13 protein-coding genes are annotated in these 20,240 nt (G+C 42.5%); 1 reads left to right on the plus strand and 12 read right to left on the minus strand.

Translation table 11 applies throughout. The features are described from left to right. Window positions 1-2 precede the first annotated feature (2 nt). From BN35_RS10235 to mnmA, 4 genes are all read right to left on the minus strand, one after another. Window positions 3-3,110, minus strand: a complete 3,108-nt coding sequence (locus BN35_RS10235; protein ID WP_025071489.1) for an efflux RND transporter permease subunit — start codon at window positions 3,108-3,110, stop codon at window positions 3-5. An 18-nt stretch (window positions 3,111-3,128) separates the two neighbouring features. Then, entirely contained in the window at window positions 3,129-4,265 is a 1,137-nt protein-coding gene (locus tag BN35_RS10240) for an efflux RND transporter periplasmic adaptor subunit (RefSeq protein WP_028900817.1), read from the minus strand. 97 nt (window positions 4,266-4,362) lie between these two features. Beyond that, on the minus strand, window positions 4,363-4,803 hold the full coding sequence (locus tag BN35_RS10245; protein ID WP_025071488.1) for a Fur family transcriptional regulator: 441 nt from the start codon (window positions 4,801-4,803) through the stop codon (window positions 4,363-4,365). A gap of 195 nt (window positions 4,804-4,998) precedes the next feature. Further along, window positions 4,999-6,075: a tRNA 2-thiouridine(34) synthase MnmA gene (gene mnmA, locus BN35_RS10255; protein ID WP_008124574.1), complete on the minus strand. Its 1,077-nt coding sequence runs from the start codon at window positions 6,073-6,075 to the stop codon at window positions 4,999-5,001. Between the two features lie 870 nt (window positions 6,076-6,945). Here mnmA and BN35_RS10265 point away from each other — a divergent pair. Beyond that, complete coding sequence (locus tag BN35_RS10265; RefSeq protein ID WP_025071484.1) at window positions 6,946-7,389, plus strand: putative periplasmic lipoprotein; 444 nt, start codon at window positions 6,946-6,948, stop codon at window positions 7,387-7,389. A gap of 171 nt (window positions 7,390-7,560) precedes the next feature. On the opposite strand, the gene BN35_RS10270 is transcribed toward BN35_RS10265, so the two are convergent. The 8 genes from BN35_RS10270 to BN35_RS10305 form a co-directional block, all read right to left on the minus strand. Then, window positions 7,561-8,496 carry an SPFH domain-containing protein gene (locus BN35_RS10270; RefSeq protein ID WP_028900816.1) on the minus strand — a complete coding sequence of 312 codons (936 nt, stop codon included), beginning with the start codon at window positions 8,494-8,496 and terminating at the stop codon, window positions 7,561-7,563. A 357-nt stretch (window positions 8,497-8,853) separates the two neighbouring features. Beyond that, window positions 8,854-9,786, minus strand: a complete 933-nt coding sequence (gene rsgA, locus BN35_RS10275; RefSeq protein WP_028900815.1) for a ribosome small subunit-dependent GTPase A — start codon at window positions 9,784-9,786, stop codon at window positions 8,854-8,856. A gap of 94 nt (window positions 9,787-9,880) precedes the next feature. Beyond that, complete coding sequence (frr, locus tag BN35_RS10280) at window positions 9,881-10,441, minus strand: ribosome recycling factor (protein ID WP_025071483.1); 561 nt, start codon at window positions 10,439-10,441, stop codon at window positions 9,881-9,883. Window positions 10,442-10,883: 442 nt separating this feature from the next. Then, window positions 10,884-11,696: a 16S rRNA (adenine(1518)-N(6)/adenine(1519)-N(6))-dimethyltransferase RsmA gene (gene rsmA / locus BN35_RS10285; RefSeq protein WP_025071482.1), complete on the minus strand. Its 813-nt coding sequence runs from the start codon at window positions 11,694-11,696 to the stop codon at window positions 10,884-10,886. A 409-nt stretch (window positions 11,697-12,105) separates the two neighbouring features. After that, window positions 12,106-13,386 carry a DUF4302 domain-containing protein gene (locus tag BN35_RS12855; RefSeq protein WP_051275168.1) on the minus strand — a complete coding sequence of 427 codons (1,281 nt, stop codon included), beginning with the start codon at window positions 13,384-13,386 and terminating at the stop codon, window positions 12,106-12,108. A 9-nt stretch (window positions 13,387-13,395) separates the two neighbouring features. After that, window positions 13,396-14,754, minus strand: a complete 1,359-nt coding sequence (locus tag BN35_RS10295; RefSeq protein ID WP_025071479.1) for a zinc-binding metallopeptidase — start codon at window positions 14,752-14,754, stop codon at window positions 13,396-13,398. Window positions 14,755-14,761: 7 nt separating this feature from the next. Continuing rightward, window positions 14,762-16,351 (minus strand): RagB/SusD family nutrient uptake outer membrane protein, encoded by a 1,590-nt coding sequence (locus BN35_RS10300; protein ID WP_028900814.1) that lies wholly within the window; start codon window positions 16,349-16,351, stop codon window positions 14,762-14,764. 20 nt (window positions 16,352-16,371) lie between these two features. Beyond that, window positions 16,372-19,683: a SusC/RagA family TonB-linked outer membrane protein gene (locus BN35_RS10305; RefSeq protein WP_028900813.1), complete on the minus strand. Its 3,312-nt coding sequence runs from the start codon at window positions 19,681-19,683 to the stop codon at window positions 16,372-16,374. Between the last annotated feature and the right edge of the window lie 557 nt (window positions 19,684-20,240).

Raw genomic sequence — 20,240 nt, forward strand, 5'->3', positions numbered from 1 at the left:
TTTTATATAAATTCATTATTTATTTCCTTCCGACAAATCCACTCATAAACAATCGGTATAATAAAGGCGTTTAAGAAAGTAGAACTTAAGAGTCCGCCCAAGATGACTGTTGCCATAGGACTTTGAATCTCATTGCCAGGCAAATCACCACGAAAAACAAGAGGAACGAGCGCCAACGCCGAGGTTAGGGCAGTCATCAAAATGGGATTAAGACGGTCGGAAGAACCTTTTAGCACACTCTCTCGCACCGACAGTCCCTCATCTTCCCTTAACGAATTGTAGCGAGTAATGAGCAACATCCCGTTTCGTGTGGCAATTCCAAATAAAGAGATAAACCCGATAATGGCAGGAATGCTCACTTCGCCAGATGTCATCCAAAGAACCAACACGCCTCCAATGAGTGCAAAAGGCAAGTTCAGAAGAATGACACCACTTTCTACGGCATTCTTAAACTGCATATACAAAAGCAAAAAGATGACGACAATGCTCAGCAAAGAGGTGAGCAATAAGGTCTTACTGGCAGATTTCTCGCTTTCAAACTGTCCACCATATTCTATATGATACCCTTCAGGAAGATTCACTTTTGCATTGATTTCTTTTTGAATATCGTTCACAACACTTCCCAAATCTCGCCCATTGGCATTGGCTGAAATCACTATTTTACGAGCCACATTTTCACGATGAATGGTATTGGGACCTGTGGAAGAGATAATATCTGCAATATTACTCAATGGAATCTTCTTGCCGTTAGAGGTATCCACCATTAGGTTTCGTATATCCGCCATCGTACGTCGGCTCTCTTCATCCGAGCGTACGATGAGGTTAAAACTTTTGTTTCCTTCGTACACTTGTGACACCTGCTCGCCTTTTAAGAACACTGCAATATAATCATTGAACTCGGGTTCTGTGATTCCATAGCGCGCCAACATTTCAGGTCGAGGCACTATTTTCAGCTCAGGACGCTCCACTTGCTGCTCTAAATTAAGATCTTCTATGCCATCTACATCTTCAATTGCAGATTTTATTTGACCACCAAGCATATACATCTTATTGAGGTCTTCACCAAACAATTTTATGGCAATGCTCGCTTTTGTACCACTGAGCATCGCATCAATACGGTGAGTAATAGGCTGCCCTATCTCTATGTTAGCCCCCACTATGGTAGACAGCTTTTCTCTTACATCATTTAAGAGCGCTTGATGTGAACGATTTGTCAACTCAAAGGGTGCTTCTATCTCCGACATATTCACACCCAATGCATGCTCATCCAACTCTGCACGTCCCGTTTTACGTGCTACCGTCTTTATCTCTGGAATAGAAAGTAAAATCTTTTCTGCCTGCTGACCAATCTTATTGGACTCCTCTAAGGATATGCCTGGCATGGAACTCACATTGATGGTAAACGACCCCTCGTTGAAAGGTGGTAAAAAACTGTGTCCTAAGGAAAAGAAAATACACAACGTTGCCAATAGCACACCGCAGGCACTCCATAGCACTACTCGTTTATGGTAGAGTACCCAAGACAATCCAGTTGCGTAATGTCGCTTCAACCAATCTACAACTTTCGGCTCTTTCCATTTCACATTGTTTTGATTCATGTGTACATTAAGTAAATAACTGCACAGCACGGGAGTGAGGGTAAGCGCCACAACGGTTGATGCAAACAATGCCACAATAAAGGCGATGCCTAAGGGTATTAACATTCTACCTTCCATACCGCTAAGAAAGAACAAAGGCACAAAACTGGCAACGATAATCAGTGTAGAGTTCAAGATGGGCAAGCGTACTTCTCTGGAAGCATGGTAAACCACATTCAGGATACCCAACCGCTCGGCTTTGGGCAAGAGATGATTCTCTCGCAACTTGCGCCAAACATTTTCAACATCGACGATAGCATCGTCTACCAACGACCCTATGGCAATAGCCATACCACCTAAACTCATGGTATTGACACTCTCTCCTAACTGGTGTAACACTAACAAGGAGACCAAAAGTGACAACGGAATGGTAACCAAAGAAATGATGGTGGTACGTACATTGGCTAAAAACAAGAACAGTACAATCACCACAAAAAGTGCACCTTCAAGGAGCGAATCCTTTACGTTGTCAATAGAGCTTTGGATAAAGCTCGACTGTCTAAACACATCTGTAGACACATGGACATTAGCAGGTAAATCTTTCTGCAAATCCTCAATCGCCTTATCCAAGACTTCCGTCAATTCTATGGTTCCAGTATTGGGTTGTTTGGTTACGGTGAGCAACACTGCTGGCTTCCCCTTTTCGGAGGCAACACCTAATTTGGGACTTTCCGAACCAATTTTTATCTCTGCAACATCAGACAAAGTCACGGGATAATCGCCTGTTTTCTTCACCACAGTCTTGCCGATGCGCTCAAGAGCAGGAGTCGGCATCATCCCTCGAATTACATATTCATTCCCAAATTCGTAGAGTACACCGCCATTCGTATTCTTATTCATGCCTCGAGTGGCTGCCATCACATCTGCCAAGTTCACCCCATAGTGATTCATCTTGCGGGGATTCACCTGTATTTGGTATTCTTTCTGATCACCTCCAATGACTGCAACTTGTGCAACACCACCAATGGAGAGCAGTCGTGGGCGAATCGTCCAGTCGGCTAAAGTACGAAGATCTAACATGGAAGTGCTATCCGATGTCAGGCTCACTATCATCACCTCTCCCAAGATAGACGATTGCGGTCCCAAGGTGGGTCGGCGCACTGTGCTGGGTAATGACTCTGAAACGGTCAAAAGCTTTTCCGAAACAATTTGGCGTGCACGATAAATATCCGTCCCCCAATCAAACTCAACCCATACAACCGAAAATCCTGTTGTTGATGAAGAGCGTACCCTGCGCACGCCTGTGGCACCATTCACGGAAGTCTCAATGGGAAAAGTAACCAACTGCTCCACTTCCTCTGCCGCCATTCCCTCTGCCTCCGTCATTACCACCACAGTGGGTGCATTGAGGTCAGGAAATACGTCCACCTCTGTTCGGTGAACGCTGTACAAGCCCATGAGGACGAGTACCACAGCACACACCAATATCAGAAGACGATTGTGTAATGAAAATTTGATAATTTTATCTAACATAACGTTCCTCTCCCCCTATTAATGCGAATGACCTGGTATCTCCATTGTAGATGCGGCGAGCTTTACATGAATTGCTCCTTGTATCACTACATTCTCTCCACTCTTTAATCCCGATAGGATTTCTACTCGTGTACCATCCGACTCACCTAACTTCACTTCCTGCTTTCGATAGTGAGTCGCTTCTTCTTGGATATAAATAAAATAGACTCCTTGCTCTTCTGTAATGGCAGATATAGGAACACTCAACACATTGGGGCGTTGCGTTGTCAACAAATAAATCTCGGCAAACGCACCAGGAATAACTCCATTGCGATTATCAAATTCGAACGTGACAGGTATGAAAGCCGACTCTATGCTGGAGCCCTTACCATAAGTCAATAGTTTCCCACCCATAGATGAAAGCTGATACACCTGTTGACTATAAGAGGTCTTGAAGTTGGCAGATGTAATTTGGCTCAACATACCATAACTACTTTCTGGCACTTCTGCTCGCAAATAAAGATGCTTGTTTTGAGAAATCGTCATAAGCGGCTGCCCTACTTCCACATAGTCGCCTTGTTTTACCAAGCACTCTTTGATAAACCCAGACATCTGTGCAACCACAGCTACTCCACTCGAATTACTTCTTCCCAAAGCCTTATAAGCGAGTGCGGCTCGTTCCATGTTGGCTTTGGCATCTAAATATTCTTTTTGTGTCACAATTTTGTCAGCTACCAAGTCTTTCTTTCGCTTATAATCTGCTAAAGCCGTCTCATAAGCAATTCGAGCCCGTTGTGCAACATCTCCTTCAGGGAGTTGATCAGAGAAAATGCGGAACACACTCGTGCCTTTACCCACCGACATTCCCTCGGTCAGGGGGTGCAGCATTGACACAATACCTGCCACCGTAGCCACTACAGTCTTTTCAGAACCAGAAGCTGGCAACACCTTACCACTCACTTTCAGTACGCCATGAAAGGCAGTTGGCTTTATCTCTCGTACCACAACTCCAGCAGCTTGCGCTTTCTTCTGGTCTAACTCAATCAAGTTAGCATGCTCATGCGAAGCCTCCTCTGCTTGCTCCGTTGGTGAATTTGAATGCTGTTGGGGATTGCTTTGACAAGCTGAAAGAAACATCCCCCCTAAAATAATCTTAAAAATAAATGGTCTAAACATACATCTAATTGTTTTGTATGCAAAGGTAACCATACGGGGATGCAACTCGGTGTCAAACCCTTATCGTGTTCGAAAGGGCGGAAATTCAAATGTTGTGTTATCTGTGGGAGACTTTCTTCGCTTGACAGTCTGGACACAAGCCTTTCAACATATAATTGACAGCATGAACCTGAAAACCTTCAGGCAACTCAAGAATTGGTGCATGTAGCGTCTTAAAACAAAAAACTTTCTCGCAGGCTTCACAATAAAAGTGGACGTGCATGTCGTCATCTACATGCGTGTTATCGGTCGTACAGATTTCATACCGTGCCAAGCCCTTACCATCTTCTATGGAATGAATGACTCCTTTTCTTAAAAAGAGTCGCAACACACGGAAGATACTTGATTTCTCTAAAGTCAACAGGTTGTTCTCTAAGTCGGAGAGACTCACAGGTCGATTCATTTCAATGATGGTGCGCAACACCAATATGCGATTGGAAGTAGGCTTGACGCCCGCTTTATTTAGAATGTGAATAATAAGATCGATGTCTGCTTTCATAGCTGAAAAATATTTAGAAAAGATAAGAAACCATGTTTTACATGTTGCTCAAAGTGCGACGAATAGCTCGTTTACAATAGCGGGTCTGCAAAGAATCACCATGTTCAGAAAGAACTTTCTGGTATTGTTGCACAAATTAGTGTTCCGCATTTTTACTCCCATTGAGAGGAAATTCCTGTTGTGAAACCGTTGTCATCATACTGTAATTTCTCCCGAACCAATACAACAATGGTGCTGTTCATCATACACCACACAGAATTGTCCTGGTGCAACACCATGTATTGCAGTCTCTGCATGAACGGTATAACTATCTGGTGCTGTTTGTTCGATGATGCCCGAGTGAAATTCTGGGGTGTGTCGAATCTTAAAGGTAACATGATGCATGTCTACAGGCATTGTCAAAAAATGGAAATCATGTATCTTGAAGTCCTTTTGATAGGCGGTTTGGGGGTCGTAACCCTTACTAATATACAATACATTGTTGGCGACATCTTTCTTCACCACAAACCAAGGACCGCCTCCAAAGCCTAACCCGTGACGCTGACCAATGGTATGAAACCACAGTCCACGATGCTCGCCTATCTGTTTTCCCGTTTCTAATTCAATGACCTTTCCAGGATTTTCACCGATATACCTCCGCAAATATTCGTTGTAATTGATTTGCCCTAAGAAACAAATGCCTTGACTATCCTTCCGTTTGGCATTGATGAGGTGCTCACGTTCAGCGATTTTACGCACCTCACCCTTCTGATAATGCCCTATGGGAAACAGGGCTTTCTTGAGTTGCCAATCATAGATTTGCGCTAAGAAATCTGTTTGATCTTTCACTGGGTCAGGACTTGTAGTAAGCCACTTCCTACCTTCTATTATCTCGGTTTGAGCATAATGTCCTGTCGCTATCAAATCGTATTGATACCCCATCTTTTCATGAAAGGCACCGAACTTGATAAGTCGATTGCACATCACATCAGGATTGGGCGTGTACCCTGCCTTCACTTTCTCCATAGTGTAGCGAGTCACCTCGTTCCAATACTCTTTGTGACAGTCCACCACCTGCAACTTACAACCGTATTTGGCTGCTACATGGGTCGCCATCTCTAAATCTTCTTCCGATGTGCAATCCCATTCTTCTTGCTCTTCTGGTCCGATTTTGATGTAAAAGCAGTCGGGTTGTACACCCATACGCACCAACTCGTACACGACCACCGAACTGTCAACGCCCCCAGAGAGCAACACCGCAATACGCTTATCCTTTATTTCATCTATGTTTATCAATGCAATAGCCCTTTCATCTATGTTGTGATTGATAGTGCAAAGATAATGATTTATTTCAGGTTATACGATGATTGCAAGGCGATTTTATGGTCTACTTGTGGAGAACCACTGTGTTCACTCAAAATATCGCATGCTGTTGACACATCCCTATTTTTAACTTCCATGCGCAGCTCTTTCATTGAAGACTCATATTTATACAACGAAGAGCACCCACGAAGCAACGTAAGTCATATTGATGTTATGCTGCATGGAAGGCTCATCAATGCTGAATTTTCTTTACAAAGTACCTCTCAAAACTCGCGTGAAATCATCCAACAGCAAAGTGGGTCGCAAATACGCGAATTTTGAGCAAGGTTTGTAATCTATTGTCATTAAAGACGTTACATCTATGACGCCGCTTTTCTTGCCTATTTTTACCACTTTTTGGCGATTAAAGCATTGAGATAAGCCTCCAATTTGCATGCTTTAATGCCTCTATGTTATGTAAATAACACCGTTAAAGAGTGTTTCCAAGGGCGTTAAGTCAATGTTTGAACTAAAAAAGCCCTCTATTTTGTGAAAATCAGCCCATTTTTGTGGTACGTTTGCCTATTCATTTTTTCTATTTTGAAGATTTTAGATGGCCGTTTTTTGGTAAAATAATAGGACAAAAACAACTCCTGCCTTAACCAAAAAGCAGCAGCCGTTTCACCGCATTAGCATTATTGTTGAAACAAGAGAAAAAAGATGATCTTTCATTACAAACCACCTTTCTTCATGTAAGCCCCGTGACCTTCATGTGTAATTTTATGACTTTTAACTTGGATATATAAAATATAGTTCGTACTTTTGAGTTATTATATCATTATTAAACTAACGTAGATAAAAATGAAAAAATTAGCTATTATGTTTGCAGCTGGCTTGATGCTTGCTGCATGTCAATCAAACGGAAAGAAGTCAACCGCAGGAGATTCTCAAGATGCAGCATTAGATTCTGCAACGGTAGTAAACACAGATACCATGGCTTATGCTGGTGAAGGTCCTGCTGCTGACGGTACATACAAGTACAGTCTGAAACTTTATGGTGATTCTATCACAGAGTTTGCTTACGAGCAAGTAGCCGTTACCCCTAAAGGTACAGAAACGATGGCTCGAACCACGGGTATTGCACACCTCATTCAGCACAATGGTAAAGAGTATGTTCGTGTTCAGGAGCACAAGGAAGACTCGGTTACATTCCTCAAACTCGATGACACAACCCTGCGCTTAGTATCTAAAGATTTTGAAGAAGCAGGTGAAGGAACTAACACTGACTTAAAGTTAGTTCAGTAAGACTGCGCTTACCAAGAGTGTAAAACACAAAAATGCCAAGAGAGATATTTGTCTTTCTTGGCATTTTTATAGCTGGTGATAGTGTTCGAAGTATGATTCTACACTTAGAGTTTCAAAGAGATAAGTGCTGTAGAAAGCATTAAACGGCACCTTCCACCTTTGCTAACTATCTTAATTTCCAGTGTTTACAACTGGATGAACTGTATCATCACTACACAAAACCACCATTAAATTACTTACCATGGCAGCTTTTTTGTCATCATCTAAGTGAACAACTTGGTCTGACGAGAGTCTATCGACAGCCATTTTTACCATAGATACCGCGCCCTCTACAATCTTTTCACGCGCCATAATCACCGCATCAGCTTGCTGACGTCGTAGCATCACAGCTGCTATCTCGGGCGCATAAGCCAGGTAATTGATACGTGCCTCTATCACTTCGATACCTGCCATCTGCAAACGTTCGGCTAACTTCGTTTCCAATTCCTTGTTGACGGATTCGTCACCATCGCGCAAAGTGATTTCATCCTTATCCACTTCATTCGAATCATAAGCATATTGACCAGCGACTTGTCGAAGTGCTGCTTCACTTTGAATCATAACAAAATTTTCGAAGGCACGCATAATTGAATTCACATTTTTGAGTGCTTCTCCCTGCATACCGTTAGCCATAGTTTGCGAATCTATTTCAAAAATCGCTTTGTAGGTATCTCTCAAGCGCCACACCAACACCAAACCAATCATCACAGGATTGCCCACTTTGTCATTAACCTTAATGGGGTCGGCATTCAGATTACGTGCGCGTAGCGATAGTTTCTTTGTAGTGATAAAAGGATTCACCCAATGGAAGCCGACTTTCTTAAAGGTGCCTTTATACTTTCCAAAGAACATCATTACTCTGGCTTCATTGGGTTCTATCTGTACAAAACCAGCCAAGAGAATTAAGTCTAAAACAAAAAGCACACTGCCTGTCACGGAGAGGGCGTCGCTGGTATTGATGCCCATGACAAACAAACAGATACTAATGGCTAAAAGCACAAAAAAGACAGGCAACACCACAAAACCATTGATGCTCATCCCAACAAAATTTACTTCCTTATTTTCCATAATCATCATTAAATTAGTAGGTGAAGGATGACACAAATATACAAAAAATCATGGAACGTACCAAGTCTACAAAGCATTTTTAGCAAAAGCTTAATGGTTGAAACTAAAAATTCATACGTGTAAAAGAAGGTAAAAAAAGACAGCTCATCGACTCTCAGACTGTCTTGCCGAAGGAGGCAAAGGGCACATGATTGTTGATACAGACTCCCTCTCGTGATAGAAGAAAAAATAAAGAACAAGGGATTGAAAACCGAACGCAATCACTTTAGAGCCATAAGCCTTTGGAACAGTTGGGTGATAGCAATGCTGTAGATTGCAAAGGGCACAGAGGTAAGAAGAATTGCAGAGAGCTTTTGTCTAATAGGGCTCACGATATTTGTTCTCGTCCTTGTCGTCCAGCATGCTAAGGTAGCTCTGGTAGCGACTTTCGGAGATATAATGGTTTTCGACAGCCGTGCGCACTGCACAGCCTGGTTCATGCGTATGGGTACAATTATTGAACTTGCAATCTTTTGAAAAGGCAAAGATTTCCTTAAAATAACTGGTCAGTTCTTCTGGCTCTATATCAAAAGTTCCAAAGCCTTTGATACCCGGCGTGTCAATCACATAACCACTATGCGGAAGTGCTATCATCTCACTAAAGGTAGTGGTGTGTATGCCTGTGCCATGCGCATCACTAATTTCGGCAGTGCGTTGTTCGGCATGAGGGATGAGTACATTGATGAGTGTAGACTTTCCTACCCCACTGTTTCCACTCAATAGGGTTACTTTTTGAGCCAACAGTGCATCAATAACCTCCATTCCTTGACCTGTCTCTGCGGAGATTTCAACACAATGATAGCCGATGGTTTCATAGAGATTCATCATCATTTGCTGATAATGGCGCTCCTCTTCATTCAGCAAATCGGTCTTGTTAAAAACCAACACCACGGGTATGCGATAAGCCTCCGCCCCAGCCAAGAAGCGGTCGATAAAGATAGTAGATGTTTCGGGATATTTAATGGTGACCAATAAAAAAGCTTGGTCAAGATTGGCAGCAATAATTTGGCTTTGCTTTGACAGATTGGGGGATTTACGAATGATATAGTTTTTTCGGTCATCAATTGCCGTAATCATTGCCGTACCCTCAGCGTTGGTAACTATTTGCACAAAGTCACCAACGGCTACGGGCGAAGTGCTACGTATGCCTTTGAGACGAAAGTTACCTTTTAACTTACAATCTATCAGTTGTCCACTGTCTGTCTTTACGGTGTACCAACTACCCGTATTCTTAACAACCAATCCGTGCATGAATGTGATTCAAGTTGATGTGTAAAAAGAAAGCAAGGAAATTGACGAATGGACAAGCGGTTTGTTTGCTTGTTCATTCGCCAACACATTGCTTTTAGACGGTCATTATTTCTTTTGTTTTCTCCTCAAGCAGACGGTCTACGTTCTTGATATATTTATCGTGAACGTTCTGCAATTCATTCTCGGCATCCTTTCCTGCATCTTCTGAAAGCCCATCTTTAACGGCTTTCTTCAGTCTGTCTTTAATCTCGGAACGCACGTTACGCACTTCAATCTTGGCTTTCTCACCAATTTTATTGCATTGCTTCACTAAGTCACGACGTCGCTCTTCGGTGGGTTGTGGAATACCTAAGCGAATAATCTCTCCGTTATTCTCGGGAGTAATACCCACATCAGAGTCCATAATCGCCTTTTCAATGTCCTTGATGGCTTTTTTGTCCCATGGCTTAATGGCGATGGTACGTGCATCGGGTACCGAAACGTTTGCAACTTGGTTAAGTGGCACCATGGAACCATACGAGTTTACCATGACTCCATCCAAGATAGCTACGTTTGCTCGTCCTGCGCGGACGCGGCTCAAAGACTCTTCTAAGTACGTGGCAGCCATTTGCATACGCTCTTCTGCCTCTTTCAATGTAGCATTTACGTCTATCATATTCTGTATTGTATTAGTTTTATTGTTTTCAAAAATGGAGGCTGTTCAAGACAAATTCATCCATAAAAAGGACGTTTCAACAACCTGTATATGCAAAGATAGTGCAAGCCGAAACCAAAAAAAGTTTACTTATTTTGGTGAGGCGCAGCCTATCTTATGCAAAAATAGGGATTTATTCCGAATTATACAACTGTTTCGTAGAAATAATTATGGGAGCAGACAAAGGCGGGGCAGCTGGATGAACAGCTTACATTTGCCCTTTCGAATCGGATCAATCAAAGAAAGCAAACTGCGAATTCTCCATCACGAGCACACTCGCCATGGTTTCTACTGACGGAGTTGTGCGTTCGCATATCCCACCTACAGCGAGCATTTCAAGCAATAGAAGCTGAGCCTTCGTCGCTTTCTACCCTCCGTGCCTTGGTGTTGATTTGAAGGAAGGCTACTGGTTTGAAGCCTGAACTCGTTGCAATTCTACCTCGACCCGATTGGTCAGGTCAACAAACTGTTGGATAGAAAGTTGCTCGGGACGCATGGTCATCAACTCTCCCGCATAAAATTCGGCAGAGGCATTGTTGCCTGTAAATAGCTGTCGCAAGCTTACACGGAGCATTTTTCGACGTTGATTGAAGACTGCTTTCACTAATCGTTTGAACAATTGCTCATTACATCCCAAATCAGTGGTCGCATTGCGAGTCATCCGAATAACTGCACTTTTTACTTTGGGGGGCGGATTGAACACATCTTCATCAACAGTGAAAAGATATTCTACATCGTACCAAGCCTGTATCAATACTGATAAAATGCCGTAAGCTTTATGCCCTGGCTCCGAAGCAATGCGCAAAGCCACCTCTCGTTGTATCATTCCAGTGCAACAAGGAATGAGCTCTTTGTTTTCAAGCATCTTGAAAAAGATTTGGGAGGAGATGTCATAAGGATAATTCCCCGTTAAGACAAAAGGACGTCCCTCAAAGACTTCTTGCAAATCCATGCGAAGAAAATCCTGACCTATAATATTGCCCTGCAATTTTGGAAAGTGGGTATGCAGAAACGCTACCGACTCTCTATCAATTTCAACAGCTTTGATTTCACGAGGCTTCTCCACCAAATACTGGGTCATCACGCCCATCCCTGGTCCTACTTCAAGAACGGGTATATCTGGACAAGCGTCTACCGTGTCAGCAATTCGCTTTGCAATATTCAAATCGGTCAGGAAGTGTTGGCCTAAATTTTTCTTGGGTCTGACTAACTTCATGTGATGTTATTTTTGTGAAGCTCGCACAACTAAAAGCATCAAGCCTTCTTCAATACGCAAACTTCTATATTCTAAAAGCAAAGGTAAACATTAAATCTGATTTGCTGAGCATTAAGATACAGAATCCTACTGAAAATCTTTGTTTTTATCATTACACAAAGTCAGCCCTCGCCATTCAACAGATTTCTCCTTGCCTTCCATTTCTCTCTTTTCTCCCACTCAACATTTTTTAATAAGTCTGAACTATAATCACATCAACTTTCTACCCCTCATTACTGAAAGATACTCCTATAAACATGGTGATTTTTCCTTTTTATCTTAGCAGTGAATAACTAAAAAGTGCATTTCCATTAATGTTGGAAATGCACTTTGATGTTATCAATTAAGTGTTCAACATAAAGTCGTTTTCTTAATGATCCAAAGGATTAGAAATCTTTGATGAATATAGATGAATGACATTGTCGGGATTGTCTACATCTGTCAGGATAAGTTCTGTGGTGTACTGCAAATCATCACCCTCAATCTTAAATGTTCTCTTTACATCTCCCCAACCGAAAGGAGCTACATAGTTATAAAAGAGAGCATTCTTTGCATACCATCCACCGTTGCCATCACCTTTACCAGTTCCCCACAACTGGATATGTGTGTCATCAATAATTTTATAGTCCATATACATACAGCCCTGATATTTTCCGCTTATGAAAACAAAGCCAAACTTGCCGTTCGATTTTCCTAAGGCTGTAGATTTCAAGCCCTCACCCAATTGCTCTTGTATACTGGGCATCTTATTCCAAAATTGTCTACCAACCTTACCCATCGTACTAAACTTCATGTACCAACTCAATGAAACGACCTGTTGACTTAATGGGATTATAATACCATTCAGCGATACCTCTGAATTCACAGACTCTGGGAACTTAAATTTACCATCATTGGTGTATTTGAAGCCTGTCAAGGTCTTGCCATTGATTGTATAAGGCTTATAAAATTTTAGTCCCTTTGGTGTGACGATGTAATTGCAAATAACATCTACAGTATTTCCATCTACCTCGTTAGGAATAGCAAAGGTACGATAAGAAGGAGAAAGCAGTTTTGCATCTTTATTTACAACAAAGTTATAAAATTTAAAACGCATTGCCTTCTCTACTTCTGCAATCTTCTTAAGGTATGCATCCCATTTCATATCCTTAGCCATTGGTGTCATTAGGATACGAGCACCGTGCTTCTTACCAACAAGGATAACACTATCGGCAGCAGCCTTAAGCACACGAAACTCAAAGTCACCATTCATACCCTTACCGTCATCTCCAATGTTATTTGGATTGTGTGGATCTGAATAGAAGTGAATCAATGGATTGTGGCTATCAAAAGAAAGGATAACACCCTGACTCTGTTCTATCTTGTAATGCGAAGTAAAAGTAGCGTCTGGCTTGCCTGCCTCGCTGGCTACTGTTACCTCTCCATTAGGTTTGAATTTGCAAATGACATTGTAACCGCCATATTGGCTTCCTCCATAATATTCCATGACCCAACCATTGGATGCAGAAGACAAAATTTTCACGCTGTTATCCATGGCATCATCAATACGCTCAGACGATGACTTGTCGAACAAATCTTCTATTTCTTGCTGACAAGAGGTCATTGCGACAAGTGCCATCAACAAGAACCATATATTAAATACTTTTCTCATAAAACTGTCTTATTTAAGTGTTTTCAAATCCAGTGTAGAAGCTTCCTTTGAACGACGAAGCACTACGCTGCGCAACTTATCCAAGTCAATACCCCAAGAATCTTGAAAATAACTCTTCATGATAGCAAGTTTCTTCAAAATGGCATCGCGCCCAAACGTATCTACCTCGGGTTGTTTCAGATACTCGAATTGGGGTACTCTAAAATACTCTGGCTGTGGATTACCGTCTTTATCATAAACGATTTCTCCATCTGCCGTACGCTGGTATACAGGTTCTCCTACTGCCACGGTTAAAGGGTACGCATTCCCCTTAAAGATAAAATAAGGTGTAAGTCCTTTATCTGTCATGGTGTAATGTACTCCCAGCTGTTGATGAACTTTATACACTGGTATACGATTGCCCTTTTCATCCTTAAAGAACTCATATTTTCCGTCCTTATCAGTCGCATATACGACATTGCCATTAGCATCGGTTACAGGAATAAAGTCTCCATTTGCATCAGTTTCCAAGATTCTATTACCTTTAGCATCTTTTTGATACACGTAATCGCCATTCTTGTCTCGCGCATAAATAACAGCACCAGAGGCATCTTTCTTCACTACTACTCCGTGATCCAAGATATTCTGCCATGCCTCATCAGTATAGGTGACGTAGGTAGAATAAAGTTCTGCAAAATCTTCATTTGGCTCAGAACTTCCATAACCTGTAACAAAACCATCGGCAGCAGCATCCTCATCTTTGACGTTTACCCAGTCAGCAGCATGATACTTCCCAGCCGAAATAGTGCGATACTCTGTAGAATAACTCTTCTTTTGGTGTAAGATATGGCTAAACTCATGGTGCATCGTATGGAAGTACCAATGGTTCAGATCCAGTGGTTTACTGCGTTTGTTGGCATAGGGATTGTCTTGATTAACATAGATATTTGTGGGATCAAGCTCATTAATACGGAACAACAAGATTTTCAATCCTCCCTCTGCAGTACCGAGTACAATTTTGTTTTGTCCGTCATATTCGGGCGAACCAATAAGTTGCATTACACGGAAGCAATTTTGCTTCATAAAAGGCTCACCTGCAACTTCTTTGTAAGCATCAAGCCACACGTGCTTCACCAATTGAGCAATCACTTTAGATTTTTCTTCATCGGCAGGCACTACGTTGTAACGATTGTCCGACAGTTTGTCAATGTAGCGATAGTTGAACTGGACGTTGTACGGATCTGTAAAGTTCTTCGTCAACCACTTGTCAAAATCTGTCTGCACAGTTTCTTTATTCTTGAAAATACTATCGGAGTTTATCTCGTCAGTGGTACAAGCACTGGCTGCCGAAAGTATCCCTGCGAACATTAATATTTTGATGTATTTCATAATTCTATTATTTTTTCTCGTTAGTGTTCTCTCTTGGGTTTGGTTCCAAGCCAGCTGTTATCACATCGGCAGGTAGCTGAATGGCTCCGCGCAAATCACCAGACTTGAAGATGAGTGGATTTTCACCATCAATATTGTGACAAATTACAAGACCATAACGTTTGATATCTTGGAAACGTTGACCTTGCTGCCATGTTTCCAAACGGCGCATTTGCAGTATCATGTAAATCAAGTTGGTTTGCGTTCCTTCTTCAACGTTAAATCCTTGTGGATGCAATAGTTTCTTTACACCTCTGTCTCTATCCGTTTTAATGGTATCGGGTACAACATGAGTCACCTTATTATCACCCCAGAAATCGTTGATAGACTTCTCGTTTAACACTGGTCGAATGGCTTTTTTGGTTTGTGGTGCGCAGTGAGCAGTAATCCAAGTATTGATGTCGGCAATGGCACCAGCAAAATTTTTCTTCATGGCGTAAGCCTCAGCACGTACCAACAGTGTTTCCTCAGTAGTGAAAACAGCATCAATAGTATGCGCAAAACCTGCCTGATTTACCTTATCTGTTACCTCAAACATTTCTTGCATCTTGGGATAATTCACTTGCTGACTAGATCCATACAGCAAATGCGATTCATACAGCGTATTATCGACAGAACCACTTCCCCAAGGCATCTTTGCCCAAAAGGTTTCGTTGCTCACAATAGGGCGGCCGTGATTAAAACGGACAAAACGTGAAGACCACATAGCTCTTCCTGACGATGATAAGGCAGTCATAAGCAAAAGATTGGCTTTATCACCAGAACGCACATACGCATTGCCTATTTCATCTACTCCACCAAGACTCTTATACGTGTCTACAGCACGGAAAGAGGGAGCTACGCCCAGAGCCTTATCTGCATAAGCAATGGCTTTGTCGTAGTTGTGATAGAACAAGTTGAAGCGAGCAGCAAAGGCATAAGCCGCTGCTGTATTGAAGTGATACTTAGGCACCTTCAGGTGTGCATCGCTCACCTTAGGCAAAGCCGCCTCAATGTCTGCACTGATGTTTTCATACAATTGTTTCAAAGTACCACGCGTAGGCACAGTTACACCAGGTTCCTTAGGGTAAGGCAGTCCTAAATATTTATCGGCTTTCGTTGGGTCGTATGCCATACAGAACATATTAGACAAACGGAACATGGCAAAAGCACGGCACAACAAAGCCTCTGCCTTGATAGCCTGCAACTTCTCGCTATCTGGCAACTTTTCGAGCGAAGCCAACACCTCGTTGGCAGTACCAATGGCTACATACGCATTGTTCCAAACGCTTCGGGGACTATCATTGAAAGTAACTGTAATGTCTTTCCAACGATAAGCTTCCTCCTGCATTATTTGAGCATTATACAGTCTACCATTATCTAGGACATTGTCGCTACTCATCTCCATGATGAAATTTGGCGACTGTGTTGAATAAGCCGTCACCAACAAGCTGGCAGCCTTATCTAAATTATCAACTTCGGCACGGTCATCGGGCAGTGTGTCCAAATAGTCATCACAAGCGGTTGTGAGACTCAAAGTTGCCAAAGCGATACATAATAAAAAACTTATTTTTTTCATATCGTGTACTTCTTTATGCGTTAAAGGCCAACTCTCACCGTCAATGTCAACTGGCGTGCCATAGGTACGGCAACACCACCCACATTGAAGAACTCAGGATCTTGTCCATTGAGATTCTTGTCAGCGTAGATCAAGAAGAGGTTTGTGGCCTGTAATTTTAGATTAAGTGTGTTAAGATGCAACGGAGTGAGCAGATGGCGTGGGAAATCATACGCCAGCGAAATTTCCTTCATGCGGATAAAGTCGCCCTTTGCTACACGTGCCGTAGAGCGGTTGTAGGCATTGTAGGCATATCCCAATCTGGTATCACGCTGCATCGTTCGCAAGTCGGCAATAGCTGGGATATTCGTTTTTGCTTCATCGCCTGCCACTGTCCATCTGTTCTTAAACTCCTTTGGCATCGCATCCAAATCAGAGTAATAAGAAGAGAATGCAGGATCCAAACGCACCTTGTTTCCGAAGGCATAGGTGGCAAACACGTTGAGGTGGAAGCCTTTGTATGAGAATACGTTACCAAACGAACCTGTGATAGTAGGATCAGTAGGACCTTCATACTTCAAGAAATCCAACACGCGTGACTGGAAGTTGAAATCGCTGGTTGTCAATTTACCGTCTTGGTTAAGGAATGTAGGCACACCACTCGCGTTCAATCCTTGGAAGTCAATAGAGAAGAGTGAGCGATATGGATAACCTTTCATGGTAAATCCAGAGCCAGTAACCATGTCGATGAAACGTTTGCGGTTGTCAAGATCGGTTACTTCGGTCTTCACATGTGAGAAGATAAAGTCGGTAGTCCATTGGAAATCCTTGGTAACAATGTTCTTGCTGGTAATAGCAAACTCTTCACCGTTTGATTTCATGGATGCTACGTTGGCATATTCAGTAATGGTTCCCTTGGTACCGTTTGTTGTACGCGGACCAATCAAGTCGTAGTTGTTACGAGTGTACCAATCAAATGTAACATTCAATCGGTTGTTCAAGAAACCTAAGTCAATGCCCAAGTTCAACTCATGTTTCTTTTCATAGGTCAGATCAGGATTGGCAAAATCGTACATTTCGAGTCCCGACTCTTTATCTGTTGCAAACGGACGCCATGGGTTAAAGCTCTCAATAATAGGCTGCGCGTTAATCGTGGCAGGTTTATCTCCGGTGAGCGAGTATGATGCCTTGAGCGTAGCATGCGTCAATGTATTCTTGAATGCATCGCCAAACCATGCTTCTTCGTGAGCATTCCATGCTCCCGACACGTTCCATGTAGGCAACCAACGTGCGCTGCGCACTTTTCCTAATCGGTTGCTACCCTCATAACGGGTGGTACCGTTAATGGTATAACGTCCCTTATAAGAATAGGTACCCGTAGCAAAGAAAGCCACCTCACGGTTGTAACCATTACCCAAACTGTAATACACATCATTTTCCTCGCTGGCTTGCTTGAAGTAGTTATAGTCGTATGCTCCTAAGTAGCCCATATCATACTGCATACCCACACCATTGAAGTAGCTGCGGCTACGATCGGTGTTGTTCACTTCCATACCACCAAACAAGTTCACGATATGGTCGTTGGCATACACATCATTATAGCTTGCTGTGGCACGGAAGTCCCAGCTGTTCATCTTGTACTTTGTCTCGCGATAGAAACCACCATTGGGCAATACCGAAAACGGTAGCGAGTTAGGTTTGTCAGGGTCTTTGTACAATCGTGGGTTGTTATCACGCATGGTGGCATCGTCCATGGCACGGAAAGCCATAGCCATGTTCGAGTTCTCTCTGATTTGATTAGCCTGTGTTGTGGTAGAGAACTTATAAGCGCCCAAGACTGCCAATTCTACTTTCGTGATGGGTTTGTACTTCAATTCGCCTTGAATCTTCATGTCTATCACATCGAAATCCATGAAGTTGTTAGCCAACTCATTGTGGATATTAAAAGGCGCATAGTTAGTTGTGTAATATTCATTTGGATCCAACGCCCTTGAAGTATTGATGGCATACGAATAAGGGTTGATGTCGAATTCACGACTCACCTCTCCCGTGACAGCATCTACATGCTGGTTCAATGCTCCAGGCGACTTTTGCTTTCTGTAGGCAGCGTTGCTAATGAGGTTCAACGACACCTTCTTGCTCAAGTTAAACAAGGCATTGGTGCTGGCAGTATAGCGTTGCACCTTGCTCTGTTCTGTCCATCCCGGGTCATCCATGATACTGAACGAGGCATAATATTGTGCTTTCTCTGTTCCGCTCGACACACTCACCGAGTGGTTCATGGAAATAGCACTGCTAAACAACTCGTTAAACCAGTTGGTATTTCTCATTTCTGCCTTCATCAGATAATCGTTCATACCTTTTTGCGTATGTGGCAGCAAGAATTTTCCTGTAGTAGAGTCGTAAGTATTCATCAACTGGTACATCTTACCATAGACACCGCTTGATGACGCACGATAGGTACGAGCAAACGAAATCAAACCATTTGCCTCCATTTCGCGATAAATACCCATCTGCTCTTGCGAGTTCATGATATTGAACTGACTATAACTGGGTTTCAGGCGCGACGTAAATTCACCTGTATAATTAATGCGTGTTGTTCCTACCTTACCCTTCTTGGTGGTAACTACAATCACACCCGCCATCGCGCGCGCACCATATATAGAGGTAGCCGAACCGTCTTTCAAAATCTGGAAGCTCTCGATGTCATCCGAGTTAAGCCCTGCTATGGCAGAACTAATCAAGGTAGCAGCATCTCCAGACGACAGCTGGTCGGCATCCACCTCGGTTACATCTTCCATAATAACACCGTCTACCACCCAAAGTGGCTTACTGCTACCATAAATAGAGGTAGCACCACGCACACGAATCTTCGGTGCCGTACCGAAAGTACCTGATACATTTTGCACGCTAACACCTGCCACACGTCCTTCGAGTGAACGGCTAATGTCGGCAACACCATCAAGTTTGGCTTTCTCGGCATCCACTTTGGTAGCCGCACCAGTAAAGAGACGCTTGTCCATCTTCTGCATACCAGTTACCACCACCTCTTGCACTTTCTGTGCGTCCGATTGCAATACGATCTGCATGTTTTGCGTACCGTGCAAGGTTTGTGACTTCATTCCTATGTACGAAACCGTAATCATAGGATTCTTCTTGTTAGAAGTAAGCGAGAACTTACCATCTACGTTAGTTACCACGCCTGTCTTTGTTCCTGTGATCATGACCGATGCTCCAATCACTGGCTGCCCATCATCAGCTGATGTAACAGTACCATTGATCTGTGTCTGGGCATTAGCCAAGCCTACACAGAGAAACAAACTTACAAGCAACATTGTTAATCTTTGTTTCATAACCTCATTGTTAAGTTAAAGTCTTCTCAAATCATTCACTTATTATTCATAACTTTTACGAATAAAAACAAACATTACAAAAGTCCAAACCCCTCATTACAAAATAAACTATAAGCGTTTGTCGAATAATCGTATTATGCATAAATAAGCTAAACCTGCAATTTTAGCAAATTTTTCCAAACAGAAATTTACAAATTAAACGTTTATTAACATATTAACAACGGGATTATGCCTATACAGCACGATTCTTCCAGAAGAATATTGAGTTGGTAATGAACAAATAAAAGCATGAAAGACACCAGCATATCGCTTGCGCTAAGGCATAAAGGCACACGATTCGTGCAGCCAATCAAACACCTATTGAATTGATGTTACATCTTGGTTGGGCGGACACACAAGCCGTACTCCCCTACCACAATGCGGTTATGCCTCTCCTTGCGTAACTTTTGAAGTCTATTAAAACTGAACAACGACAACAGTCTCAAAATAACATTTTTGTTGTGTAATTTTACCAAAAAACGGCCATCTAAAATCTTCAAAATAGAGAAAACCAATAG

Origin of the sequence: Hoylesella timonensis 4401737 = DSM 22865 = JCM 15640, assembly GCF_000455445.1 — a bacterium.
Classification (GTDB): Bacteria; Bacteroidota; Bacteroidia; order Bacteroidales; family Bacteroidaceae; genus Prevotella; species Prevotella timonensis.